Source organism: Pontibacter rufus (genome assembly GCF_015694705.1).
GTDB lineage: Bacteria > Bacteroidota > Bacteroidia > Cytophagales > Hymenobacteraceae > Pontibacter > Pontibacter rufus.
The window spans coordinates 201,876-225,513 of sequence record NZ_JADQDR010000001.1 but is presented as its reverse complement, the minus strand read 5'-3'; the positions used below and the strand labels follow the sequence as shown (position 1 = coordinate 225,513).

Here is a 23,638-nt window from a genome sequence, read left to right as displayed (position 1 = left end):
TTTTCTTACAACTCGTAATTCGGAATTCATAATTCGTAATTAATACCCTATCTTTGCCATCAGATTGGTGGCGCTTACTACGGCCGTGGTAAGTGCCTTAAAAGGGAATCAGGTGTAATACCTGGGCTGTTCCCGCAACTGTAATCTTCGTTAAACATTTGCCCACTCCTTAGCCACTGTTCTGTTTGCAGAATGGGAAGGCCGGGCAGATAGAAGAAAGCCAGGAGACCTGCCATCTGTTTTATCAAAAGTTAGTGCTTTCGGGTAAAAAGCAAGGCTGTATGAGGTTCCTGATCAGTGCCTTTATACCTGTTCGTTTCCCCCTTCGCATTACGTTTTTCAAACATCAGAAGGTAAATCAAAATGAAAAAAAGAAATTTTGCGGGCTTCTCCGGGCTGGCAACCGGTTTGCTGTTTACTGCTTTTACAGCACAGGCACAGCAGACAGATTCGCTGCAGGGCAAAAGGTTAAACGAAGTGCTGGTTACGGCCACCCGGTCAGAAAAAAATGCCGCAGATGTGGGCCGTAGCGTAACGGTGCTTACGGCCGCCGACCTGAAAAATACCGCTTACCATAGTGTGGGCGATTTGCTGGCGCAGCAGGCAGGCATTTACCTGGTGGGCGCCGGCCAAAACCCGGGCATGACACAAAGTATATTCCTGCGCGGCGCCAACAGCAACCAGACGGCCATACTTGTGGACGGCATCCGTATTACCGATCCTTCGGGCGTAAACAATGCCCTGGACTTGTCGGAGTTGTCGCTGGCTAGTATTGACAGGATAGAAATTGTACGCGGCAGCCACAGCACGCTTTACGGTTCATCGGCCATTGGCGGGGTGGTAAACATCATCACCAAAGGAAAACAAGAACCCGGCCTGCACCCGGATGCGGCGCTGGACTTCGGCAGGTTTGGTAAGGGAACGGGGCTACTGGGCCAGAAACTGGGCCTTAATTATACTTTCAGGAACGGCTTTTACGCCAACGCAGAAGTACAGAACCAGGACGTAAACGGCATTGATGCCACCGTCGATACCATTACCAGCCCGGACACCTACAACAAGCGCGACCAGGACGATTACAAGCGTTTAGACCTGGCCGGGAAAATAGGCTACCAAACCGACAGGCTGGAGGCATACGCCTCTTACAAAAACACCAGCACCAGCGCCGATTTCGACCAGAGCGCTTATGTGGACGACGATAATGCCGTGGTGGATTTTGAGCGGCACCTGTTTACTTATGGCGCCTCTTACAGGCTTCATCCTGCAGTTCAACTAAAGTATGTGGGCGGCTATTCGAGAATGTTCCGGCAGACCGAAAATGATTCTTCGGCAGTTGATGCTGCGGGTAGCAGCAACCATACTTACAGCTCCGGCAGCAGCCGCGGCAGCACGGCAACCAACGAGTTGCAGGCGAACTTCTCTTTCCCGCACCTGCAGGCGGTTGCAGGAGTGGGCCGCTACCGCGAAACCATGAGTGCCCAAAACTACTACTATTCTGAAAGCATGTATGGCGTCTATGAATCGCAATCTGATTTAGATTCGCTGGATTTGGGTACAACAACCACCAACATTTTCGCGCATGTTGATTTGAACGGCGCTCTGCTGGATGAGCGTTTGGGCAAATTTTCGCTGGCGCTGGGCGGCCGCTTTAACCGGCACAGCAGGTTTGGCAACTATACCACCGTAGAGGTTAACCCCACCTATAAATTAAGAGAAAACACCCTCCTCTATGCCGTTTATGCCACCGGCTTCAACGCGCCCTCTCTTTACCAGCTATATGCTCCCGACGAAAATGCCGCTTCCGGCATCACAACTGGCAATGCCGCGCTCGGACCCGAAACATCAGCTTCTCTTGAAATCGGTCTGAAGCAAACGCTGGGTCGGTTTCAGTTAGGACTGGCTTACTTTTATACGCAGGTCAACAACACCATCGAATATGTTTACCTCTGGACGCCTGGCAAAGCCATTGATGCGCTTACGTTTGCAGATTACCAGGGCGCTACTTACCTGAATTTGTCGCGGCAGATAAGCCGGGGGCTGGAGATAGAGTTTGCCTCGCAACTGAGTACAAAGCTGGAGGTTTCGGGTAATTTTAACCTGGTGAACGGCCAACTGAAGGTAAAGCAATCGGATGTGGAGACAGCACAAACAAAAGGAAATCAGGTGCAACTGTACAATAGCGGCGCTTTTATCAACAAAGAGGTAGCGGTACAGGGCTTAACGCGCCGCCCGAATACAGCCAACCTCCACCTGGTATATTCACCCTGGGAAAAACTGGCTTTGCAAACTGATGTGCGCTACACAGGTTCCCGGCTGGACATTTACTACGACGCTGGTCGCGGCCCGTACGGTTCGCTGGGCACCGAAGGCCTTGCCGACTATACTTTGCTAGGTTTTACAGCCCGCATGCAGTTCACGCCTGCCCTCTCGGCAGCACTCCGCCTCGAAAATGCGCTGAATAAATCGTACCAGGAAATTAATGGTTTCCGGGCAAGAGGCCGTGGCTTGTATCTTAGCCTGAGGTACAGCTATTAAATAAATAGTTAAACAAAAATCAGCTATTCATATAAAATCACCCAGTTATTTATAACCGGGCGATTTTATATGAATAGTCTTTTAAAGTTGCACCTGCTATCATTAAGATGCGGTTACCTGGTTTAAATTAAAAGTCATCACGCTCCTTGCCATTGCCTTTTCCATCGTAGGCTCCGTCTCCCAATGCAGCTGTGTCGCTGTCGTTGTAATATTTCTCTTCCAAATCAGTCGTATCGCTGTAACGGGTAACGTCATCGCCTCCCACCATTTCGCCGGCATCTTTTATTTCGCCACGCTCTACATTTGTGTCGCCTGGCTCCGTGCCCTCGTTACAAGCTACTAATGCAGCCCCCGACATAATGCTTAGCGCCAGCACCATAATGCTGTGCTTTATCTTTCTTGTATTCATCGTTTGTTTTCTTTCTGGTTAAACATACTTTGAGCCGGTTATACCTGCTGCCAGCTACCCTTACATGTACGGCCCTGCCCTGCTATTGTTAAAAACAGTTGCTTATAGCGCGCGTACATATACTATCCACACTTTTATAGCTATGACACAGAACAAACACAAAGAGCCCCTCCCTGAAACAACCAAAGATGATTCTTCGGATGTGCAGAAAGTGCAGCAGGACAAACAAGCGCCACCGCCGGAGCCGCAGGATGACACCGAGCCAGCCGATGCTTCCCGCGAAGCGGAAGAAGCAGAAAAAGGCCACTCCTGATTTCCGAATCCGGCTATAGTTGCCGTACCTTTGCCTGAACTATTTGCCTTATGATGAAGAAACCGCTTTCAGCACGCTCATTAAAGCGCAGGCTCCTGCTTATTGCCATTATCAGCCTGTTGCTGGCATCTGCGCTGGTGCTCTATACTTTTGGCTTCTTCGATGGATTTCTGGTGGCCTGGTTCAGAGCCTTCCTCGTGTTTTTCACGCTGATAAGCCTTACCGTGCTGGTCATCATACCTGGCGTTTCGTATGGCGTAAACAGAATTGCCGGGAAGTAAACGCCCATTCCCCTAAACAAAAATTGCTCCCGGCAACACCGGAAGCAATCTCATAAAGCATTTTAAAGTATACCTGGATTTAAGATCTGCTTAGATCTCTACTGCCATCTCAGTATCAAAGTTCAGCACCAGCGTAGCCGCTATCGGGTTGTTTGTTGTGCTGGCAGTCAGGCGAAAGGTAATGGTGCGGCCATGCTGCATCAGTGCCGCAAGTTTTGCTACAGCCGCCTTATCAGAAACCGGAAGCACAACTTCAGCTCCGCTGCCGGCCATGGTTCGCAAATCAAGATGCTCAAAAGTAGCCAGCGTCTGAAATTCCGTTGTGCCTGAGAGCGCAAATTCCAGGTTACCGGCAATTACCGGCTCGTTGCCACCAGAAAAGTCCTCTACCCGATACGTAATGCTGTTGATATGAAAGGACTCCATTGCATCAGCATGTTTGGTTACCTCCTCGGCGGCAGTGTCCATATCTTTCAGCACGGCAAACTGCAGCGGGGCATTCTCGGGGCGGTCCATCCGCAGCGATAATGACTGCGGAACCCTGATGTCTGTTCTGAACAGAGAGCAAGCGGCCGCCATCACTAGCAGGGCTACTGTAACTATCATCTGAAGGTTTTGCCGGGTACTCATAATAAATGGTAAAGAATAAAATGGTAAAAGTTTATCAGCGCCTTTAAAAGATGTTCTTTATGCTACCAGAGCGTTAGAACATAAACATAGATATATTCTTTTATACACTGCAAATATAAAGGAAACTTAATACATATAAACTAATTCACAATAAATATTTTTTTTACGTTATATATAGAGTTACAAATGCTTGATTAGCATTAAGTATAACCGCTGAACCAGTAAGTAAATGCTGTTGTTGAAGAAGGATATCTCTGTGAACAGAGCGCCAAAATCCATATTTTTGTGTCTTTATTAAAGCTGTTTATACTTTGAAGAAGCCGACCATCCTGTTAATCACCCCGCCGCTTACGCAGCTTAATACACCTTATCCGGCCACCGCTTACCTGAAAGGCTTCCTGGCCGGGCGCGGCTTTGTAGTTACGCAGGTTGATTTCGGCATTGACCTGGTGTTACGGATGTTCTCCAAAGCAGGGCTTACCCGGATTTTTGATGCCATTGAGCTGGGTAATTATGAGCTGTCGGACAACAGCCTGCGAATGCTGCGGCTTAAGCGCGAATACCTGAGCACGATTGAGCCCGTTATCCGCTTTCTGCAAAACAAAGACTTAACGCTGGCCCAGCAGATCAGCTATAGCCGTTTTCTGCCGGAGGCTTCGCGCTTCGACCAGGTGGAGGACGTGGACTGGGCTTTCGGCAGTATGGGCATCTCCGACAGGGCGCGTTATCTGGCTACTTTATACTTAGAAGACCTCGGCGACCTAATAAAGGAAACCATCTGCCCCTACTTCGCTTTCAGCCGCTACGCCGAAAAACTGGCGCTTTCCGCTACCTCATTTGACCCGCTGGAGGAAGCCCTGCAGCAAGCGCCCAACCTGGTAGACGATATGCTATTGGAACTGCTGGAAGAACGCCTGCAAGCGGTGCAACCAGGTATAGTGGGCTTGTCAATACCGTTTCCGGGTAATTTGTACGGCGGGCTGCGGCTGGCGCAATACATCAAACAACACTACCCAGGTATAAAAATCGCGATGGGCGGCGGCTACCCCAACACGGAACTGCGCAGCCTGCGCGAGCCGCGCCTTTTCAGGTATATCGACTTTGTAACGCTGGACGATGGCGAAGGCCCGTGGTTGAAACTGCTCGATTACCTGCAGGGCCAGCGACCACAAAACCAGTTGCAACGCACTTTTATGCTTGCCAATGGCAAAGTAGAATTCATCAACGGCAGCACTGATGCAGATATTCCGCATACGGAAGCAGGCACACCCGATTACAGTGATTTGCCCCTGGCTGATTATTTATCGGTGATTGACGTGATTAACCCGATGCACCGCCTCTGGAGCGATGGCCGCTGGAACAAACTAACCGTGGCGCACGGCTGCTACTGGAAACGCTGCTCTTTCTGCGACATCACCCTCGATTACATCAACCGCTACGAGGTGGCTCCGGCGACCCTGCTGGTAGACCGCATTGAGCAGCTGATTGCCCAGACCGGCCAGACGGGCTTTCACTTTGTGGATGAGGCTGCTCCGCCTGCACCGCTCCGCGACATGGCTATTGAGCTTATCCGCCGCGGCGTGAAGATATCGTGGTGGGGCAACATCCGCTTCGAAAAAACTTTTACGCCTGATTTGTGCCGCCTGCTGGCTGCTTCAGGTTGTATTGCTGTGTCGGGTGGTTTGGAGGTGGCCTCGGACAGGCTGCTGGCGCTGATGGAAAAAGGCGTAACCATTGCCCAGGTAGTCCGCGTTACCGACAGCTTTACGCAGGCCGGCATTATGGTACACGCTTACCTCATGTATGGCTTCCCGACCGAAACCGCCCAGGAAACGATAGACTCGCTGGAAGTGGTGCGGCAGCTGTTTTTAAATAATGTCATCCAGTCCGGCTACTGGCATCGCTTCAGCATGACGGCCCACAGCCCCATCGGCAAGAACCCGGAAAAGTATGGCGTTGTGAAAGTAGGGCCGGGCGAAGGCGATTTTGCCAACAACGACCTCTGGCACGACGACCCGCAGGGCGCCGACCATAGTCTGTTTGGCGAGGGACTGGCCAAAGCCATCTATAACTACATGCACGGCGTGGGACTGGAGGAGCTGCTTTCGTTCTGGTTCGATTTTAAGGTGCCGCGCACTACGCTCAAATCCAACCTTATCGGCAGCGCCATCGAACAACCGCACCGCCCCGACAGTACCCGCCCCAACGCCCGCGTGCTGTGGCTGGGAACCATACCGGAAATTGAGTTTACGATGTATGCCCGGAAAGGCGAAACACTGGAGCGCTGCCAACTCACATTCTTCGAGAAAGCCGAGGACTTCCAGGTAAAAACCACAGCCACCATTGGCCAATGGCTGCTGGAGGTGCTTCCGAAACTAATGCCGGAGAGCGGAGAAACGCTTACGCTGAAGCAACTGGAAGAAAGCTTCCCGGCAGAGGCACACCTGAATTTTTCAGAGTTCCTGGCTTCGCCGGTATGGTTTGAGTTAAGAGAGAAGGGGCTGTTGCTGTTGTAGGGAGGGATGGTAACGGTTAGTACAAACGGGTGAGGCGTCAGCCGAACATAATGCTTGTGCTGTGTTAGCAAGGGTCTTATTTATTCATGATTTTAATTTTTTATTATTTGTAAGCCATCTTTAAATTTTATGATTTTCCCGTACACTTCTTCATTTTCAATATCTTTCATGATTGCTGATTCCAATCTTTCTATGATAATATCTAAATATTCATAGTTAACAATAAGAACGCGTTCTGCACTAGAAGAAAAAATACGCTTAATTGTATCAATATCTGGTGAATACCTTTTTTCCCACTCTTCACCAACTAAAACAGTATCCAACTCTGATAATCTATTTTGAAGTTCAGGATGATTCTTGACAAACTCATCTGCTAGTGAATCTGCAAACTCTTTCAATTGTGGGCCTGTACCTTCATTAAGGATTACCGCTTCTCGAAGCTCAGTAACATCATCTAATTCTTTAGCAATATCAAAGTCACTTAAAGCCAAGTTTGGTTTGATAACTCTAATTTCTGATGTTGTAACTAAAATTGGGCACAATAATTCTATAGTTCTACCTTCATACCAATCGTATTTTAAGACGTGCTCAAAAGAACTTTTTAGTAATACAGGCATTGCAAATCTTAATTGAAAAGCTCCATGTTTTGCTCCATCAGTTTTACCATTACCATTGCTGTCTAATTCTACTCCACTTATACAATAACCAATGCTTTCTTCAAATTCATATACAGAACTACCATTAAGTCTAACAGGTACCAAGTCTTCACTAGATTGTACTAAGCCAATTGGCACAATTGAACTTGGGTATGGGGAGAAAATCCAAGATGTTCCTGGCTGTCTATACTTACATTCTATCAGCATTGACAATGTAAATAATCGCTCATTTGATGCAAGGCACTTATGTGTCCTAATATCTACTGAGAATTCTTTCAGTTCCTTGTTTTCATTTGGTCTTATATATGGATAATCACCGAATATTTCATGTCCTTTATTATTAAGAATACCAGACGTTACATATTCAAGAGGTAGTCCAGTTCTCAACAATCCTTTTTTCCAATTCATCAAAATAAATTTTTGCTAACTTGAGAATATACGCAAACATACGCTTGTATGCACTATGTGCGTAGGTGTTTTAGTCTCTCCTTTGACTATTTTCCTGTTGCTCTATACTTACCAAGCAACTTGCGATTTATCTTACAACTAATATATGAAAATATATCAATTCAACCCGTGCACTGCGAAGCTTCCAGCTATACATTCAAAACAAAAGCAAACTTTATACTTCCCGCTGCATGTACAGGTCCCGCTGCACATCGCTGCCAAGTATAAAAGTCAGTTCGCCTGCTTCTTTAAAGCCATACTTGCGGTAGAAGCGCTTTGCCCGTTCGTTGTGCTCCCACACGGTCAGCCATACCACATCGTGCCCGTTTCTGCGCGCTTTTTCCAGGCAAAGCTGCATCAGCTTATCACCCAGGCCCCGCCCCGTCCACTTCTGAAGCAGGTATAGCCGGCTTATCTGTAGCGGGTTCCGGCCTGTAATAGCTTCAGGAGCTTCCGCTGTATTTAGCTTTACGTATGCCACGGCCTGCTCCTGCACCTCCGCAATCACGAATTCAGTATCACTGTCACACAACTCTTCGGTTTGCAGTTCCGGCGTATACATGGTTGGTTTAAAGGCTGCCATATCCTCAGGCCTGTTAAAGGCGGCAAAAGTCTCTTCGAAGGTGCGCCAGCCAAGGTCAGCCAAAAGCTCCGCATCCGCCAGCGTTCCCTTTCTGAAGTGGAAATTATTATTTTCGGGTATTGTCATAACTATAAATAAAGCCGGCCGAAACGTTTTCTAATAAGCAGACAAAGTAAGCCCATAGATTTTGAACATTTCAGCCTGAAGTATAAAACGATGTTTAGCAGGTATAAGGCCGTTTCTTCTCCATTCTGCTTATCCGCAGATTCAGATTACGGATAATCGTTTAAAACAGGAGGTGCGTCCGTGCTGTGTCATACATTCAGGTCCGGCGTTTCGAATTATTCATAAAAGATAGCTTTGGCTGCTATGCTCTTATAAAAAAAGCGCCTGCAAGTTTATACTTCAGGCGCTTCTGTTTTAAACTTAATCACGCTTCGATTTCAGCAGCTGGCGCAGCTCCGAGAGTTCATCCCGATACTTGGCGGCCTGCAGGAAGTCGAGGTCTTTGGCGGCAGCCTCCATTTGCTTTTCGGTTTTTTTGATGAGTTTCTCCAGTTCATCGCGCTTCATAAGCTGGATGATCGGCTCGGCTGCCAGCGAAACTTCTCCCGCACCGGCATACATTTTTACTTCTTTCTTTTTAGCATCGGCTACAGCGGTTTGCTCAAACACTTCTTCGCTTGACTTCAATATCGTACGCGGCGTGATGCCGTGCTCCTCGTTATAGGCCATCTGCGTGGCGCGGCGGCGGTTGGTTTCATCGATGGCGCGCTGCATGGAACCCGTAATGCGGTCGGCATACATAATTACCTTTCCCCGTTCGTTACGGGCGGCGCGGCCCATCGTCTGAATCAGTGAGCGCTGATCGCGCAGGAAACCTTCTTTGTCGGCATCCAGTATCGCCACCAGGCTTACTTCCGGCAAGTCCAGACCTTCGCGCAGCAGGTTTACGCCTACCAGCACATCAATCTCCCCGAGGCGCAGTTCCCGTAAAATCTCCACGCGGTCCAGCGTTTTCACTTCGGAATGTAAATATTTTACTTTGATGTGGAGGCGCTCCATATACTTGGTCAGTTCTTCCGACATGCGCTTGGTGAGCGTGGTTACCAGTACCCGTGCGCCTGATTTTACGCGTTCGTCAATTTCCTCCAGCAGATCATCTACCTGGTTGGAACTTGGCCTGATTTCAATTTCCGGATCGAGCAGACCTGTCGGACGGATAATTTGCTCTACAATAATACCTTCGGATTTCTGTATCTCATAGTCGCCGGGCGTAGCGCTTACGAATACCACCTGGTGCATCATACTTTCAAATTCGTTGAAGGTGAGCGGGCGGTTGTCCATCGCGGCGGGCAGCCGGAAGCCATACTCTACCAGCGCTACTTTGCGGGAGCGGTCGCCGCCCCACATGGCGCGCACCTGCGGCAGGGTAGCGTGGCTCTCATCCACCATCATCAGGAAATCATCCGGAAAATAATCGAGCAGGCAGAACGGACGCGCGCCCGGCGCACGGCGGTCGAAGTAGCGGGAGTAGTTCTCGATGCCGGAGCAATAGCCCAGCTCGCGGATCATTTCCAGGTCAAATTCGGTGCGTTCCTTGATGCGCTTCGCTTCGGCGGGCCTGTCCTCTTTCAGGAAATACTCGTGCTGCGCCACCATGTCGAACTGGATCTCGTTGATGGCCTGGTGCAGCGTGTCTTTGCCTGTTACGAACAGGTTGGCCGGATATAGCGTAATAGCGTTCTCTTCTGAAAGCTTTTTGCCCGAAGCCGGATCGATGCGGTGAATCGCCTCCAACTCCTCGCCGAAGAAGTATAAACGGTACGCAAAGTCTGCATAAGCCGGGTAAATGTCTACGGTGTCGCCTTTCACACGGAATGTTCCACGTGTGAATTCGGCTTCGGTGCGGCTGTACAGAATCTGCACAAAAGTATAAAGCAGGTTGTTGCGGCTAAACTTCTGGCCCGGCGCCAGGTGCAGCACATTTTTGCCGAACTCTTCGGGGTTGCCTATACCATAAATACACGACACTGATGCCACCACAATCACATCGCGGCGGCCCGAGAGCAGGGCTGAGGTAGTATGCAGCCGCAGCTTTTCAATCTCCTCGTTAATAGCCAGGTCCTTCTCGATGAATACGTCCGAGGAAGCGATATAAGCTTCGGGCTGGTAGTAGTCGTAGTAGGAGATGAAGTATTCTACGGCATTGTTAGGGAAGAACTGCTTAAACTCACCGTAAAGCTGCGCGGCCAGCGTTTTGTTATGGCACAGCACCAGCGTAGGCTTGCCGGTATTTTTGATAACGTTGGCCATGGTAAAGGTTTTGCCCGTGCCGGTGGCTCCTAAAAGTACCTGCACCGGCTCCCCGTTACGGATGCCCTTGGTTAGTTGTTCTATGGCTTTCGGCTGGTCGCCGGTTGGTTGAAATTCTGAAGTCAGCTGATAATCCATCGTCTCTTTTACAGATTAGTAAAGGTAAACTATAACATCTGAAACAGGCAGTAAGTTTACCTTTTATGCTTATTATAGTTGTGCTGCTGCTTGTGCGGGAACGGCGAAACCTGCATGAAAAAGCCTGCCGGAAACCGGCAGGCTTTAGGAGAACTTGTGTTCCCTAATCAAAAAACAACATTTAACTAAACACTAAACCAATAAGGTATAATAACTTAATTACTGCCTTTGCTGCCGCACACACGCTTAATGCGCACAGCAGGGTACATCATGTGCACGGCGGCGCACAGCGGACTGTATTCCCCGTTCAGTTCCAGCGATACCTCCAGCCGCTTTCCGGGCTGCCGGTATGCTTCGGGCAGGTTATCGGTGGTTACATAGCCCGATTGCAGTTGGCCCACAAAGTCTCCGGTATGCATGGCCTGATCATTTTCCTCCAGCACCTGCAGCACATACCAGCCGGTCTGGCAGGGGTCCGGGCCCACCACCTCTGCCTGCAGACAGGTGGGCTCCGGCGCCTTTTCAGCACAACTTACTATCAGCACCGAAAGGCACAGGTATAGCAGCGTGATGTAAAAAATGCTTTTCATAGTTTTATTTTGGCTAAAGGTACAGGCAGCGGAATCAGGATTGTATATGGTCAATTTGTTCTTATTTCATCCGGAAAAAAATACGGTAAAAAAGAGAAGGGCCAACATAGCAAACCAACCTATCAGATCGGCGCTGGCTATAGTTGCCAGCACACTCAGCATTGTTTTCATAGTATAAGCGTGATTGGTCGTAAAAACGCTGGCTCCTTCTATACTTTGATGATTCCTTTTCAGGGGCAATGGTTGCAGGCGATGCTTAAAATTTCTAAAAAATCCGGCAGAATTTCAGGTATAAACAGATTCAGATGAAGGTATAAAGCCTCGTTATTCGCAACCGGATATCCTGTTCTCTTCTCCTGATAAGACAAGTAAAAGGCTTGGGGTAGAAGCAGGTAGACAAATTAAGACATACACTTTATTATTCTGAAAAGATGTTGTGGGCAAACCAGGGAAGCATTGATTACCTGCTGCTGTCATTCGCCACCAGGATCCTTCCAGGATGGCAAAAGAAATAATTGTATCCTGATTGCGGCTTTTGTACTTAGCAAGCTTAAAACCGGCGTGCATCGCGGTTAGAAGTTGCGCGTTTTATACCGTACTGCTTGTGCTTTATTCCGGGGCTTACCGGCTGCTGCCTAAATCGTAGTTTAAAGCCATGTTCAGGCCAATGGTATAAGGTTTGCCTTGTGGCGCCAGGGCATTGTCCGGCTCGGCCAGTAAGGTATTAAAGTAGCCCCTGAACTCCGGCCCTACCGACACCGAAACAGCATTGGAAAGCCGCTTGCCCACACCCATCGATACATTGCCCGATAGCTGCACTTTCCGGAAAGGAGAATCGTCGCCGCTGTTGAAGTTTACGTCGCTTACCTCATCGTTGGAAGCCATAATGGTGCTCTGAATCAGAAAATTGGCCGCCACACCGCTGCCCGCATACCAGTACCAGTCCTTCGACAGGCGGCCTTCATACTGCAGACCAACGGGTAGCGTGAGATGGCGGTAACGGTATTGCACATTATAAACATCTGTGCTGGCAATGCTCATAGAATCCGGGCTGAAGCCATTGCTGAATGTGGGCAGAAAAGCTGTAGCCGGCTCCAGCACCACCCGCTCACTGCGCTGCGGCTCACCTAGAAGCGGCCTGATGATGTAGTTGGATTTGGTACGTGCCGTATTCTGTGCATAACCCACGCCGGTCAGCAACTTCAGCCTTTTCGCGAGCTTAAAGCCAAGTCTGGCATCAAACGAAAAAGAGAAGCCGGGATCTGTGTTGTCGGCATACTCCTCCTGTTTTTTTTCCTTTTGCTGAGCATCAAACGTACTGATGGCAGGAGCTCCCGCTGCCAGGCTAAACATACTTGCCGTTCCTGCCATTGGGTCGGGCATTCCGATGTTTTGTTCAAAATAACTTGGCGCGTAAGCCATCCCTACTGTCCAGCGGCTATCGCTGCTGCTTTCGCTTTCTTTTTTGCCGTTCAGCACCAGCGCCAGTTCCTGTTGCTGCTTATAAGCCGCGCCTTCTGTGGAAGACGTTGTACCCGGCTCCTGTATCACGTTTGCCGCTACGAGCCCGGCCACAGGGTTACGCAGTAGCTGCTGCGCCCCCAGCGGGGCCCGCGAAGTATGATGGCTGCCCTGGAGGAAGGGCGTTGCGGCAATGGATTGGCGGGCGGTCTGGTAAAAAGGCTGCAGCGATGCAAAAGCAGTCCTATGCCTGCCAGCTTCCCCGGCGCTTAGCCTGAGTTTGCTGTCTGTGAGGCTGCGCGCGATGCCGGCAGTTATACTTCCTGACTGTGCTGCATTTTCCGGCAAACCCGCCATATAAGTATAAGCCTTGTCCGCGGGCTGAGAAGCATTTGCAGTTCGGGCCCCGACGCCTGCCGCGCTCACAGACGGCACTGAAGCAAGTACAGGTGCAGTGGCATTATTTTTCCTGGTACTTCCGGCTGCGGCAGCTTGCGGCATCGCCTCTCCCGGCACCTGCGCTGCCGGTATTTTGGTAGCCGCAGCAGCCAGTGCTTCGGGTGCTGCTTTCGTCGTTTCCGGCGCTGCTGCAGTTGGCAACTGCCCCGTTGTAGCCAGCGAACCCTGGTTTGTATCTTTGCTGAACTGGTACATAAAGAGCGCACCTGCCAGCACAAACAGCACAAAACAAGCCGCTGCCAGTTGCCGGTACAGCACCATGCGGCTTTTGTATACACTGTTTTCCTGCATAGTAAGCGTATGATCTATGCGCGCCCACAGGTCTGCAGACGGGGTAGCCTCAGCGTCGTGCATCCGGCGCCGGAACTCTTCCTCGAGTTGTTCTCGCTTATCGTTAGCTGCTGATGACATGTTTCTTATAATTTTCTTCCTGGCGCGTAATTATACCCTGAAGTATAGCGCGCGCCCGTGAATATTGTGATTTTGATGTTCCTTCGGAGATATCCAGCATCTCACCGATTTCCTTGTGGTTATATCCTTCGATGGCGTACAGGTTAAACACCATGCGGTAGCGGGGCGCAAGGCTCTGGATCATACCCAGCAACTCTTCCATACTATAGCCTGACAGGCTGAAGCTGTCGGAAGAGACGCTAGCAACTTCTTCCGCCTCATGCGATACGGTGAGCAACTGCTTGCTGCGCAGGTGCTTCAGGGCGGTATTCACCATAATTTTCCGTACCCAGAACTCCAGTGGGCAGTCTTTTTTAAAATTCTGCAGGTTGGCGTATACTTTTATAAAAGCATCCTGCATGATGTCTTCCGCTTCGAAGGTAGTAGGGGCGTAGCGCAGGCAAACGGCCATCATCTTTTTTGCATACAGGTCATAGAGGCGCCGCTGCATGTCGCGCTTGCCCGCGATGCATCCTTCTATGAGCTTATCCTCGTCCGACCTGGGGTTTGTAAAGAGCTTCAAATGTGCCTGTTTATGCCTTACACACCCATATGATTCCTGATAAAACCAAATGGTTGCAAGTGCCTGTAATTATTTTCGGAACACACCATCCAAAGACCTGCAGTGGTGCTACATTGGTTCGTTTCCGTTATGTAAATATAAGAAAATGTTGCAGCGAAAAACACACGGGTATTATGTGGAATATCCCGATCACCGGCAACATCAGACACAAAGCTTTGATTAATTTATACCTGATAATCAGCGCTTATATTTTAATGATGAAGTGTTTGAAATGTATCATTTGTGTTGCCCGATAGCTTGTAGCTAATAGAAGCCAGTGCCGTTATTGCATTGCTTAGACGCAAAACGTTGCATTGCAACATAAGGCCGGAGGAATAATTTATACTATAAACCTGAAGTAAGCAGTGTGTGTTTTGCTCCTTTAAGCTTCCGCCGTCCAGATTTGCCAGGCTGCTGCTGCCTGGCGGTACAGCATGTCCAGGCCGTTCATGGTTTTAGCGCCGGCAGCGGCACATTTTTGCAGGAAAAGCGTCTGCTCGGGGTTATACACCAGGTCGTAAGCATAATGTCCTTTGGTCAGGCTGTCATAGGGAAGCAGCGGACAGGAATCCGGGTGCGGGTGCATCCCTAAAGGAGTAGTATTGATGAGTAAATTATACTTCTGAAGCAGTTCTGGCGTCAGATCCGCATATGTCAGGGCATTTGTGGCCGGCTGCCGCGAAACAGAAGTATACTTTATACTTAAATCGTCGAGTGCAGCCCAAACGGCTTTGGCAGCGCCGCCGGTACCCAGCACCAGTGCCTGCCCATGTTCCGTCTCCGGGTAAAGTTCCTGCAGCGTACTCTTAAAACCGACATAATCGGTATTAAAGCCTTTGGTAGTGCCCTGCGCTATTTTAATGGTGTTCACGGCGCCAATGCGGGCGGCGGCTTCATCCACCGCGTCCAGCAGCGGTAGCACCTGCTCTTTGTAAGGCACCGTTACGTTCAGCCCCAGCAATTCCGGTTCACTGGCCAGCAGCGTTTTCAGTTCAGTTGCCGCAGCCAGTTCATACAATTCGTATTGCGCATCGTTTATACCTTCGCGGGCAAACTTCTCTGTAAAATACCGCTTCGAAAAAGAGTGCCCCAGCTTTTTGCCGATAAGTCCGAACTTGCGCATAATAGGTTAATGTGCTGGTTTATAAATATATCGATGTGGTAATAATCGTACAAAAGGAAGTATAATGTATGGCCGGTAACCTATAAGTACGAATAAATGCTCCTGCCTGACACAAGCGGATGCTTGCGCTAGGTTATACTTGTTTATACCTATTTACTTACAAGTATAAAATAATTCATTTATACCTGAAGTCCTCAACCTCTGTCCTGCTTTCTTTTGCCTTATTATTTACGGCTGGCTGTTGCAACGGCAGCTAATAAAAATTGCCCGTCCGGCATTGGCCTACGGGCAATATAAGCTTTTGCTTTTATACTTCAGCAATCCTTCTTTGCAGGAGTTTCCACGTTCAGGAAATGCCAGAAGGTATCGCCGCGCAGGCCCAGGCGAATCGTTTCCAGCGGGATCATCTCACTTGGCGCAATGTTGCCCAGGTTTACGTTTGCCCCGAGCAGTTTGATGAACCATACCTGCTGCGCTTTAATCGGCGCCTCCCAGATGATTTTCTCGAACGGAATTTTGGTCAGGATTTCTTCTACCAGGCCGCTGCGCACTTCGCCGGTCGATCGGAACAAACCCACATTGCCGCCTTCGCGTGCTTCGCCGATTACTTTCCAGGCGCCGGCTTCCAGTTCGTCCTGCATCAGCTTGATCCACATGTATGGCGGAATGATTTTCTCGGCATCCTTGGAACCTACCTCCGACAGCACCGTTACCTGCTCGGAAAGCGTCTGGATGTATTCGCATTTTTTACCGTGGTCCAGCTCAATAGAGCCATCCGACACTTCGGCAAACGTCATCTCGTACTGATCCAACACACGGCGATAATCATCAAACTGGTTCCGCACAATAAAAGCCTCGAACAAAGTACCCCCAAAGTAAGTGGGAATGCCGGCCGACCGGTATACATCCAGCTTCTTCTTCAGGTTAGGCGTCACAAAAGAAGTAGCCCAGCCCAGCTTTACAATATCTACATACTCTCCGGCAACATCTATAAAATCCTCTACCTCGCGTATGCTCAGGCCTTTGTCCATGGCCATGGTAAAACCGCGGTCGCGTGGCTTTGTATCACGCTCCGGCAGGTTATTCAGGGTGTAGTTCATGTTTTTTATTTGCGGTACTGATCAATTAACCTAGATAATGCGCGCTGCGACTCCAGTTCCGGAAAGAACTCAAACAGCAGCCTGTGCTTTTCGAAGTTCAAAATTAACGCATTTTCCAAATAATTGTAAGCTTCGCGGTATTTTCCTGCGGAAAGCATGTAAGCACAAGCCCTGTAGTATAGCTCGGCTTCGTCTGGCTGCAGTTCTATGGCGTTGAGAATAATATCGGTCGCATCTTCAAAATTGCCCTGTTCGAACAGAATTACAGACCAGTTAAGATAGATATTTTTGTCGTTAGGCTGGATTTCAGCGGCACGCTCGTAACTCTCTAGCGCCGATACCACATGGCCAACCTGGTACTCCGCCGCAGCCAGGGCAACCCAGTATTCGGGGCTGTCGTCGTAGAGTTCCACAGCTTTTTTGAAGAAGTGAACCGCCTCATACCATTTATTCTGCGCATCCAGTATCACGCCAATGCCAAACCAGGCCTCATCCATCTCCGGGTCCAAATCCACGGATTTCTGGTAATACCGGCGGGCCAGATCCCATTGCATCAGCTTTTCGTAGCACTCGCCGATGTTGCAGTATACTTCTGCCGAAGGTTCGCCGTGCTCCAGCATGGCATTAAAACTCTCGATGGCTTTGGTATACTCGCCCAGGAACACATAAGCGTTGGCCATGTTGTTGTAGGCAGTGATAAAATCAGGCTTGATGAGCGTGGCATACTCGTAGGCAGCAATGGCTTTGTCGTAAGAGCCAATTTTATTCAGCACATTGCCCAGGTTAAACCACGCCACGTATGAGTACGGGTCAGTATCTACAAACTCCTGGAAAAAAGGCAGGTGCTCCTGCAGCGTGCCGGTAAGCTCCATACAGTACACGATTTCCTGCATGGCTGCCTCGTTTTCCACGTTCAGGCTGATGCACTTTTTATAGTATTTGATGGCGGAGTTAAATTTCCCCCAACTCTGGTACGTCAGGCCAATGTTGAAGTAGATATCATCCCGCTCCTCATCGTAAGCCATCGCTTTTTTAAAATGATCGATGGCATCGCGGTAGTCGCCGCGCTGGGTATAGATGATGCCGCGCGTGAGCTGCACGTCGGGGTTGGCCGGTTCTACCTCCGCCACTTTGTCTATCATAGACATGGCTTCCTCAAAACTGCCGGACATCGCCAGCAGCTGCGCCTTGTCTATCTGCAGCTCCGTAGAAAAAGGGTATTGTGCGATGGCAGAATCGCAGGCGGCCAGCGCTTTGGTATACTCAAAGTTAGCCGTGTAATGATCTATAATAAATTCAAAATCTGTCAGGTCAAAAAAAACGGTTTCCCTGTTGCCGAGCATCTGCTCGAAACGTTGTATTAATTCCAGCTCTTCGCTGTGGTCTTCAAAGTTTTCTTTCATCTCCAATGTCCAACCAGCTGCTTGTTACAGCTTTTGTCATATTACATTATTATGCGGCAAATAGTTTAGTTTGTGCGGCCCTGAAATGCCTTGTTTGCCGGTACAGATTTCAGCAACCGGCTGCAGCTCCAGGCGATGGTTTGTGAGAGCGGCCGAAAGGCGATGCTGATGGCTTTCTGTACTTTTTCGTTGCTATACAGGTAGCTTTTGCCGGACGCTCGCGCTGTGTCTTTTGTAATCAGCGGCCGCCCCCCCGTAAACCATGCCCGGACATGTTCCAGGCGCCACACCACCTCCGCCAAAGGCGGCGGCACGCGCAGGGAAGGCGCTTTCCGGCCCATGCAGGCGGCAGCTTCTGCAAAGAAATCTTTATACGTCATTACCCCTGCGTTTAAGATAAACCTTTCTCCGGAAATATCCGAAAAAGTTAACTGCAACATGGCCTCCACCACATCGCGCACATCTACAAAATTAGCGCTTCCGTTAGTATAAAACCTGTTCTGGTTGTATACATACTTAAACAGCTGTGTGCTGCTGCGGTGCCAGTCGGCCGGCCCCAGCACCACCGACGGATTCACGATAACGGCTTTCAACCCTTCTGCCACGGCGCGCCATACTTCCAGTTCCCCCAGGTATTTGGAACTGGCATAGGCGGGGTGCTCTGCGGCAACGTCCCATTTACTGCCCTCGGTAAGTATAGTAGTGTTTTTGGGCTTCCCTATTGCCGCAATGGAGCTCACGTGACACAGCTTTATACTTTGCTGCTGCTCCAGACAGGCATCCACCACATTGGCAGTGCCTTCTATATTCACCTGCCGCAGCAACATCTCATCCTGCGGCGCATACGATACCAGTCCGGCACAATGAAATACATACCGTACATCCTGCAAGGCCTGGCGCAGGAAATCCGAGTCCAGTATATCTCCCTCCAGCCACTGCACTTTATCTGCACCAGGTATGGCCGGTACCTGCCCCCGGTAGCTGGCCTTTACAGCATAGCCCTGCTCCAGAAGCGATGCAATTAAGAAGCTGCCGATAAGCCCGCTGCCGCCTGTAACAAAAACCATGTATAGCGCTGTTTGTGTGGAGAGATTGTTATAACTGGCTGTTGCGAATAGGCAGTGCCAGTGCCCTGGTGAGATATCTGCTGGAAAGCACTTTCCTGAGAGAATCCGTGTGCCGGAGGCTGTGCGTGTCAGAACCCAGAAAATCAACCAGGCCGGCATCTATCAGTTGCTCAGCCATATCTTTAGCGCCCGGCGAGTAATAGCCTGTCAGCGAATTGAGGTTAGGCTGAAACAGCACTCCCAAATCGCGTAGCGCTGCCAGTTCGGCAAACTTGCCATAAAAGTAAGTATAACGCTCGGGGTGTGCCAGCACCGGCTTGTATCCCTGTCCGCACATCTGGAAGATGGCATCCCGCAGGTTCAGCGGTTCGTTCAGAAACGACGTTTCGAACAGCAGGTAATTGTCGCCAAAGGTAAGCAGTTCTTCTCCCTTTGCCAGTTTCTCCGTCAGCCCCTCGTCCAGGTAATACTCTGCGGCGCAATCAAGTTCCATGTCTATGCCGGCGTCTTTTACCGCGCCCCGCAGCAACTGCAGCCGCTCCCGTATGCCTTCAGGCGTATTTCTGTAGAAATCGCTCATAATGTGCGGGGTCATGATCAGTTTGCGGTAGCCCATGGCCTGCAGCGCCTGCACCAGTTCCAGGGAACGATCTACGTTGTCGGCCCCGTCATCAAGGCCAGGCAGGACGTGGGAGTGCATATCTACCCCAATGGCGCTGAAAGATTCTTCCTGCACCGTATTACCACCAAACAAGTCCTGCAAAAACTTTATCATTTCCTGGTTCTCAACCTCTTTTAGTTGCTGCCACGGACAAGCGGAGGCAAACTAAACTCAAAATAACAGAATTAATACGCGCCGTCAAAATACGTACCTGACATGGTACTGAAGCTAATGCCTGCTGCCGGCCCGGCTGGCTATTTTTATCTGCCGATTGGCCGTATTACCGCAATTACATAGCTTTGTAAACATCCGTTTGGCGGTGCCGTTATATACGCAACTATAATTACTACAACTATATTATACATGGAATTTAAACAAACTGAAAACCAGCGCATGATTGCCGATATGATTCGCGATTTCGGGGCCAGGCACATCAAGCCCTACATGCGTGCGTGGGATGATAGCCAGGAGTTTCCGGTGGAGGTTTTCAAGAAATTAGGCGAGCTGGGACTGATGGGCGTGCTGGTGCCAACCCAGTACGGCGGTTCCGGTTTTGGTTACCTGGAGTATGTCACGGCCATTGCGGAAATTTCTAAGATAGACGGCTCGATTGGTTTGTCGGTGGCGGCCCACAACTCGCTGTGCACCGGCCATATTCTGCAGTTCGGCAGCGAGGAGCAGAAACAAAAATATCTGCCCAAACTGGCTACGGCCGAGTGGCTTGGCGCCTGGGGCCTGACTGAGCCGAACACAGGCTCCGATGCCGGCAACATGCGCACTGTGGCGGTACAGGACGGCGACTATTGGGTAATTAACGGCGCCAAGAACTTTATCACGCATGGCAAATCGGGCAATGTGGCCGTGGTGATTGTGCGTACTGGTGAAGTGGGCGATTCGCATGGCATGAGCGCTTTTATCATCGAAAAAGGCACACCGGGCTTTAGTGCAGGCCGCAAGGAAGACAAATTAGGCATGCGCGCCTCTGAAACAACAGAGCTTATCTTTGAGGATTGCCGCGTGCACAGCAGCCAGATGATAGGCAATGTGGGCGAAGGCTTTATACAGGCCATGAAAGTGCTGGATGGCGGCCGCATTTCTATTGCTGCGCTGTCGCTGGGCATCGCACAGGGCGCATTTGCCGCGGCACTGGCATACTCGCAGGAGCGGCACCAGTTCAACAAACCGATTTCCGATTTCCAGGGCATTGCCTTTAAGCTGGCCGATATGTCCACAGAGATTGAGGCTGCCGCGCTACTGACTTACCAAGCCGCCGATATGAAAAACCGCGGACTAGACGTGAACAAAGAGTCGGCCATGGCCAAGTATTATGCCTCTGAGGTGGCAGTGCGCACCGCCACCGAAGGCGTGCAGATTTTTGGCGGTTATGGCTATACCAAAGACTATCCCGCCGAAAAGTATTACCGCGATGCCAAGCTGTGCACCATCGGCGAGGGAACAAGTGAGATACAGAAACTTGTTATATCCAGAGCTATACTTAAATAGTCCGCAGCCGCAAGTATAAGTAGGTTTAAAAATTTGGGGATGTATAAATTTGAAGATGAAGTATTAAATTCATCGATTTACCAAGTATAAGCACATCATCCTGGTTCATTTTGCTACATATTTTATGCTGCTGCAAATAAAAAGCAGCCTGTTTGGAATAAATAATCGGCCAAACTATTGATTTATAAGTAAAACCTTGTGTAAATTTGCAACCCTAAATCCAAAGAGAAGCGAGAGATAATATGATCATTGTAAACGTAAAAGATAACGAGTCTGTAGACCGCGCATTAAAAAGATTTAAGAAGAAGTTCGAGAGAACGGGTGTACTGAAAGAGCTACGCTCCAGAACTTTTTTCGAGAAACCATCAGTGTCTAAAAGAAAGCAGAAAGAGCGCGCTGCCTACAAGCAGAAAATGTACGCGCAGGATAACTACTAGTCTTTCTTCCAACATATCTTATTTTTCCATACATTAGTATACCTGTTCCAATCTTCAGGTATACTAATGTATGGATTTATTTTTTAAGTACCTTCAGTACGAAAAGCGGTACAGCCCGCATACCCTTACCTCATACCACACCGATTTAGGGCAGTTCGCCCAGTACTTGTCGGAGGTATACCAGATTACGGATGCGGCAGAGGCCGACCATACCATTATCCGTTCCTGGCTGCTAACGCTGGTGCAACAGAACATCAAGCCGCGGTCCATCAACCGGAAAATAGCCTGCCTCCGCTCCTATTATAGGTTCCTGCTGGCACAACAGCGCGTGCCGTTTAACCCGATGCTGCGCATCAAAGCGCCAAAGGCTTCCAAAAAACTACCCGCCTTTGTGCCCGAAGAGCCATTCAATACTTTCCTGGACAGCTTCTCTTTTGAAGATAATTTTGAAGGCCAGCGCGACCGGCTTATACTGGAGTTCCTGTATGGCACCGGCATCCGCCTGGCCGAACTCCTCAACATAGAACATGCTGATATAGACCAACATGCAAAAACAGTACGTGTACTGGGCAAGGGTAACAAAGAGCGTATCATACCTGTTAACGACTCCCTGCTGCATAGTATAGCAGCTTACCTGGCGCGCAAGAAAAGCGAATTTGGCGATAACAATTCCGGAAAACTGCTCGTTACCAATAAGGCACGCCCGTTATATCCTAAGTTCGTTTACCGTGTTGTAAAAAAGTATATCAGCTTGGTTACTACCTCCCAACATAACAGCCCACATGTGCTGCGGCATTCGTTTGCCACACACCTGCTCAACAAAGGAGCGAACCTGAACGCCATTAAGGATTTACTGGGGCATGCCAGCCTGGCGGCAACGCAGGTATACACGCATAATTCTATCGAAAAGCTGAAATCGGTTTTCGAGAAAGCACATCCCAAAGCATAAGTTAAACCATTAAATGTTAAGACTATGAAGTTACAAATGTATTCCATCAACTTCGAGGCAGATGAGCAGCTGAATAACTTTGTTCAGCAGAAGGTGAATAAACTGGAGACGTTCTATGATAGGGTCGTAAACGGGGAGGTATTCCTGAAGAATAATAACAAAGACGGTATAGATAATAAAACAGTGGAGATTCGGTTATTTGTGCCGGGCACCACGCTTTTTTCACAGGAAGATGCTCCTTCTTTTGAAGCTGCTGCAGATGCTGCCGTAGATGCCATGCGCCGCCAACTGAAACGGTTTAAACAGAAGCAAACCGCACATTAAGGCAAACGGGCTATTGCAGGTATGATTCCCGAATCACAAATTATTAATTTTACCTGTTTTAAGAAATCACACGTGTTGTCTTTAGCGATATTCAGTCCCAAATGCTTTCTTTTATATAGGGCGTCGCTGTATAGCAGCGACGCCCCTTTAAGCTTAAAAACAGAGATTTTATGCTAAGTATCCGAAACTTGTAGTTTTTAAAGAGATGGAGATATGATAACAAAAGAAAAGGTAATTAACAGTCTAAAAGATATGCCTGATAAATTTTCGATCGACGAGTTGATGGATAAATTGATGCTGTTGCAGAAAATAGAAACAGGACTGGAACAATCTAATCGGGGCGAAATTTACTCTACTCAGGAAGCGAGAGAAATGCTAAAGCAATGGTCAAAATAACCTGGACTCGCCACGCAATTGAAAACATATATGAAATAAGAGAATACTTTAACCGTCAATCCAAACAGTTTGCTGACAGAGTAACTGACAAGTTTTTTGATAAAGCGCAAATTTTAGAAAAATACCCTCAAGTAGGCAGAGTTGTTCCAGAAATAGAAAGGCCGGAAATCAGAGAATTAATTTTTAGAAATTACAGGATTATGTATCGTAGCAAGCAACCAAATTGATATTTTAGCTGTTTATAATGGGCTCCGGCCCCTGACTGAGTAATCCATTTTTGAATGATATTACTGGCTCCAACGCTTATTTTCTATAAAACAAAACAGCCT

24 protein-coding genes and 1 riboswitch are annotated in these 23,638 nt (G+C 49.1%); of the genes, 11 read left to right on the top strand and 13 right to left on the bottom strand.

Annotation, left to right across the window (positions count from 1 at the left end; genetic code table 11):
* Window positions 1-47: 47 nt before the first annotated feature.
* Window positions 48-251, top strand: a riboswitch (cobalamin riboswitch).
* Window positions 252-363: 112 nt separating this feature from the next.
* Window positions 364-2,535 carry a TonB-dependent receptor plug domain-containing protein gene (locus I2I11_RS00985; protein WP_196265800.1) on the top strand — a complete coding sequence of 724 codons (2,172 nt, stop codon included), beginning with the start codon at window positions 364-366 and terminating at the stop codon, window positions 2,533-2,535.
* 127 nt (window positions 2,536-2,662) lie between these two features.
* Here I2I11_RS00985 and I2I11_RS00980 read toward each other — a convergent pair whose 3' ends face one another.
* Complete coding sequence (locus tag I2I11_RS00980) at window positions 2,663-2,944, bottom strand: hypothetical protein (RefSeq protein WP_196265799.1); 282 nt, start codon at window positions 2,942-2,944, stop codon at window positions 2,663-2,665.
* A 142-nt stretch (window positions 2,945-3,086) separates the two neighbouring features.
* Between I2I11_RS00980 and I2I11_RS00975 the strand changes: the two genes are divergently transcribed.
* Both I2I11_RS00975 and I2I11_RS00970 read left to right on the top strand, forming a co-directional pair.
* Window positions 3,087-3,257, top strand: coding sequence for a hypothetical protein (locus tag I2I11_RS00975; protein ID WP_196265798.1), 171 nt, complete (start codon window positions 3,087-3,089; stop codon window positions 3,255-3,257).
* 50 nt (window positions 3,258-3,307) lie between these two features.
* Window positions 3,308-3,538, top strand: coding sequence for a DUF2798 domain-containing protein (locus tag I2I11_RS00970; protein WP_230679819.1), 231 nt, complete (start codon window positions 3,308-3,310; stop codon window positions 3,536-3,538).
* A gap of 90 nt (window positions 3,539-3,628) precedes the next feature.
* Here I2I11_RS00970 and I2I11_RS00965 read toward each other — a convergent pair whose 3' ends face one another.
* On the bottom strand, window positions 3,629-4,144 hold the full coding sequence (locus I2I11_RS00965; RefSeq protein WP_196265797.1) for a hypothetical protein: 516 nt from the start codon (window positions 4,142-4,144) through the stop codon (window positions 3,629-3,631).
* A gap of 335 nt (window positions 4,145-4,479) precedes the next feature.
* Between I2I11_RS00965 and I2I11_RS00960 the strand changes: the two genes are divergently transcribed.
* Window positions 4,480-6,684, top strand: coding sequence for a B12-binding domain-containing radical SAM protein (locus tag I2I11_RS00960; RefSeq protein WP_196265796.1), 2,205 nt, complete (start codon window positions 4,480-4,482; stop codon window positions 6,682-6,684).
* Between the two features lie 92 nt (window positions 6,685-6,776).
* On the opposite strand, the gene I2I11_RS00955 is transcribed toward I2I11_RS00960, so the two are convergent.
* The 4 genes from I2I11_RS00955 to I2I11_RS00940 all read right to left on the bottom strand — a co-directional run bounded on the left by I2I11_RS00955 (window position 6,777) and on the right by I2I11_RS00940 (window position 11,414).
* Window positions 6,777-7,748, bottom strand: coding sequence for a hypothetical protein (locus tag I2I11_RS00955; RefSeq protein WP_196265795.1), 972 nt, complete (start codon window positions 7,746-7,748; stop codon window positions 6,777-6,779).
* Window positions 7,749-7,962: 214 nt separating this feature from the next.
* Window positions 7,963-8,496, bottom strand: coding sequence for a GNAT family N-acetyltransferase (locus I2I11_RS00950; RefSeq protein WP_196265794.1), 534 nt, complete (start codon window positions 8,494-8,496; stop codon window positions 7,963-7,965).
* A gap of 300 nt (window positions 8,497-8,796) precedes the next feature.
* Window positions 8,797-10,824: an excinuclease ABC subunit UvrB gene (uvrB, locus tag I2I11_RS00945; protein ID WP_196265793.1), complete on the bottom strand. Its 2,028-nt coding sequence runs from the start codon at window positions 10,822-10,824 to the stop codon at window positions 8,797-8,799.
* Window positions 10,825-11,039: 215 nt separating this feature from the next.
* Window positions 11,040-11,414, bottom strand: coding sequence for a hypothetical protein (locus I2I11_RS00940; protein WP_196265792.1), 375 nt, complete (start codon window positions 11,412-11,414; stop codon window positions 11,040-11,042).
* A gap of 9 nt (window positions 11,415-11,423) precedes the next feature.
* Here I2I11_RS00940 and I2I11_RS00935 point away from each other — a divergent pair, with 9 nt between their 5' ends.
* On the top strand, window positions 11,424-11,723 hold the full coding sequence (locus tag I2I11_RS00935) for a hypothetical protein (protein ID WP_196265791.1): 300 nt from the start codon (window positions 11,424-11,426) through the stop codon (window positions 11,721-11,723).
* Between the two features lie 312 nt (window positions 11,724-12,035).
* On the opposite strand, the gene I2I11_RS00930 is transcribed toward I2I11_RS00935, so the two are convergent.
* The 7 genes from I2I11_RS00930 to I2I11_RS00900 all read right to left on the bottom strand — a co-directional run bounded on the left by I2I11_RS00930 (window position 12,036) and on the right by I2I11_RS00900 (window position 19,814).
* A complete protein-coding gene (locus tag I2I11_RS00930) occupies window positions 12,036-13,745 on the bottom strand; it encodes an outer membrane beta-barrel protein (RefSeq protein WP_196265790.1) in 1,710 nt (569 codons plus the stop codon).
* Window positions 13,729-14,307: an RNA polymerase sigma factor gene (locus tag I2I11_RS00925; RefSeq protein WP_196265789.1), complete on the bottom strand. Its 579-nt coding sequence runs from the start codon at window positions 14,305-14,307 to the stop codon at window positions 13,729-13,731. Before I2I11_RS00925 ends, I2I11_RS00930 begins: the two co-directional genes overlap by 17 nt.
* A gap of 421 nt (window positions 14,308-14,728) precedes the next feature.
* The gene (locus I2I11_RS00920) at window positions 14,729-15,469 is read right to left on the bottom strand and encodes a shikimate dehydrogenase family protein (protein WP_196265788.1); all 741 of its coding nucleotides are present in this window, start codon (window positions 15,467-15,469) and stop codon (window positions 14,729-14,731) included.
* Window positions 15,470-15,783: 314 nt separating this feature from the next.
* Window positions 15,784-16,569, bottom strand: coding sequence for a phosphosulfolactate synthase (locus I2I11_RS00915; protein ID WP_196265787.1), 786 nt, complete (start codon window positions 16,567-16,569; stop codon window positions 15,784-15,786).
* A gap of 5 nt (window positions 16,570-16,574) precedes the next feature.
* Window positions 16,575-17,972, bottom strand: coding sequence for a tetratricopeptide repeat protein (locus tag I2I11_RS00910; protein WP_196265786.1), 1,398 nt, complete (start codon window positions 17,970-17,972; stop codon window positions 16,575-16,577).
* Window positions 17,973-18,037: 65 nt separating this feature from the next.
* Window positions 18,038-19,039 carry an NAD-dependent epimerase/dehydratase family protein gene (locus I2I11_RS00905; protein WP_196265785.1) on the bottom strand — a complete coding sequence of 334 codons (1,002 nt, stop codon included), beginning with the start codon at window positions 19,037-19,039 and terminating at the stop codon, window positions 18,038-18,040.
* Window positions 19,040-19,067: 28 nt separating this feature from the next.
* Window positions 19,068-19,814, bottom strand: a complete 747-nt coding sequence (locus I2I11_RS00900; RefSeq protein WP_196265784.1) for a tyrosine-protein phosphatase — start codon at window positions 19,812-19,814, stop codon at window positions 19,068-19,070.
* Window positions 19,815-20,063: 249 nt separating this feature from the next.
* Between I2I11_RS00900 and I2I11_RS00895 the strand changes: the two genes are divergently transcribed.
* From I2I11_RS00895 to I2I11_RS00870, 6 genes are all read left to right on the top strand, one after another.
* Window positions 20,064-21,203, top strand: coding sequence for an acyl-CoA dehydrogenase family protein (locus I2I11_RS00895; protein WP_196265783.1), 1,140 nt, complete (start codon window positions 20,064-20,066; stop codon window positions 21,201-21,203).
* Window positions 21,204-21,445: 242 nt separating this feature from the next.
* A complete protein-coding gene (gene rpsU, locus I2I11_RS00890; protein WP_196265782.1) occupies window positions 21,446-21,640 on the top strand; it encodes a 30S ribosomal protein S21 in 195 nt (64 codons plus the stop codon).
* A 70-nt stretch (window positions 21,641-21,710) separates the two neighbouring features.
* On the top strand, window positions 21,711-22,589 hold the full coding sequence (locus I2I11_RS00885) for a tyrosine-type recombinase/integrase (protein WP_196265781.1): 879 nt from the start codon (window positions 21,711-21,713) through the stop codon (window positions 22,587-22,589).
* A gap of 24 nt (window positions 22,590-22,613) precedes the next feature.
* Complete coding sequence (gene hpf / locus I2I11_RS00880; protein ID WP_196265780.1) at window positions 22,614-22,913, top strand: ribosome hibernation-promoting factor, HPF/YfiA family; 300 nt, start codon at window positions 22,614-22,616, stop codon at window positions 22,911-22,913.
* A gap of 213 nt (window positions 22,914-23,126) precedes the next feature.
* Window positions 23,127-23,309: a hypothetical protein gene (locus I2I11_RS00875; protein ID WP_196265779.1), complete on the top strand. Its 183-nt coding sequence runs from the start codon at window positions 23,127-23,129 to the stop codon at window positions 23,307-23,309.
* Window positions 23,297-23,536: a type II toxin-antitoxin system RelE/ParE family toxin gene (locus I2I11_RS00870; protein WP_196265778.1), complete on the top strand. Its 240-nt coding sequence runs from the start codon at window positions 23,297-23,299 to the stop codon at window positions 23,534-23,536. Before I2I11_RS00875 ends, I2I11_RS00870 begins: the two co-directional genes overlap by 13 nt.
* Window positions 23,537-23,638: the final 102 nt, after the last annotated feature.

What these genes read in the sequence shown, in the direction of transcription:
- I2I11_RS00910 (WP_196265786.1), bottom strand. Translation starts at nt 17,972, where the DNA reads ATGAAAGAAAACTTTGAAGACCACAGCGAAGAGCTGGAATTAATACAA.
- I2I11_RS00950 (WP_196265794.1), bottom strand. Translation starts at nt 8,496, where the DNA reads ATGACAATACCCGAAAATAATAATTTCCACTTCAGAAAGGGAACGCTG.
- hpf (WP_196265780.1), top strand. Translation starts at nt 22,614, where the DNA reads ATGAAGTTACAAATGTATTCCATCAACTTCGAGGCAGATGAGCAGCTG.
- uvrB (WP_196265793.1), bottom strand. Translation starts at nt 10,824, where the DNA reads ATGGATTATCAGCTGACTTCAGAATTTCAACCAACCGGCGACCAGCCG.
- I2I11_RS00895 (WP_196265783.1), top strand. Translation starts at nt 20,064, where the DNA reads ATGGAATTTAAACAAACTGAAAACCAGCGCATGATTGCCGATATGATT.
- I2I11_RS00985 (WP_196265800.1), top strand. Translation starts at nt 364, where the DNA reads ATGAAAAAAAGAAATTTTGCGGGCTTCTCCGGGCTGGCAACCGGTTTG.
- rpsU (WP_196265782.1), top strand. Translation starts at nt 21,446, where the DNA reads ATGATCATTGTAAACGTAAAAGATAACGAGTCTGTAGACCGCGCATTA.
- I2I11_RS00870 (WP_196265778.1), top strand. Translation starts at nt 23,297, where the DNA reads ATGGTCAAAATAACCTGGACTCGCCACGCAATTGAAAACATATATGAA.
- I2I11_RS00955 (WP_196265795.1), bottom strand. Translation starts at nt 7,748, where the DNA reads ATGAATTGGAAAAAAGGATTGTTGAGAACTGGACTACCTCTTGAATAT.
- I2I11_RS00900 (WP_196265784.1), bottom strand. Translation starts at nt 19,814, where the DNA reads ATGATAAAGTTTTTGCAGGACTTGTTTGGTGGTAATACGGTGCAGGAA.
- I2I11_RS00915 (WP_196265787.1), bottom strand. Translation starts at nt 16,569, where the DNA reads ATGAACTACACCCTGAATAACCTGCCGGAGCGTGATACAAAGCCACGC.
- I2I11_RS00970 (WP_230679819.1), top strand. Translation starts at nt 3,308, where the DNA reads ATGATGAAGAAACCGCTTTCAGCACGCTCATTAAAGCGCAGGCTCCTG.
- I2I11_RS00980 (WP_196265799.1), bottom strand. Translation starts at nt 2,944, where the DNA reads ATGAATACAAGAAAGATAAAGCACAGCATTATGGTGCTGGCGCTAAGC.
- I2I11_RS00975 (WP_196265798.1), top strand. Translation starts at nt 3,087, where the DNA reads ATGACACAGAACAAACACAAAGAGCCCCTCCCTGAAACAACCAAAGAT.
- I2I11_RS00930 (WP_196265790.1), bottom strand. Translation starts at nt 13,745, where the DNA reads ATGTCATCAGCAGCTAACGATAAGCGAGAACAACTCGAGGAAGAGTTC.
- I2I11_RS00905 (WP_196265785.1), bottom strand. Translation starts at nt 19,039, where the DNA reads ATGGTTTTTGTTACAGGCGGCAGCGGGCTTATCGGCAGCTTCTTAATT.
- I2I11_RS00920 (WP_196265788.1), bottom strand. Translation starts at nt 15,469, where the DNA reads ATGCGCAAGTTCGGACTTATCGGCAAAAAGCTGGGGCACTCTTTTTCG.
- I2I11_RS00875 (WP_196265779.1), top strand. Translation starts at nt 23,127, where the DNA reads ATGATAACAAAAGAAAAGGTAATTAACAGTCTAAAAGATATGCCTGAT.
- I2I11_RS00885 (WP_196265781.1), top strand. Translation starts at nt 21,711, where the DNA reads ATGGATTTATTTTTTAAGTACCTTCAGTACGAAAAGCGGTACAGCCCG.
- I2I11_RS00940 (WP_196265792.1), bottom strand. Translation starts at nt 11,414, where the DNA reads ATGAAAAGCATTTTTTACATCACGCTGCTATACCTGTGCCTTTCGGTG.
- I2I11_RS00965 (WP_196265797.1), bottom strand. Translation starts at nt 4,144, where the DNA reads ATGATAGTTACAGTAGCCCTGCTAGTGATGGCGGCCGCTTGCTCTCTG.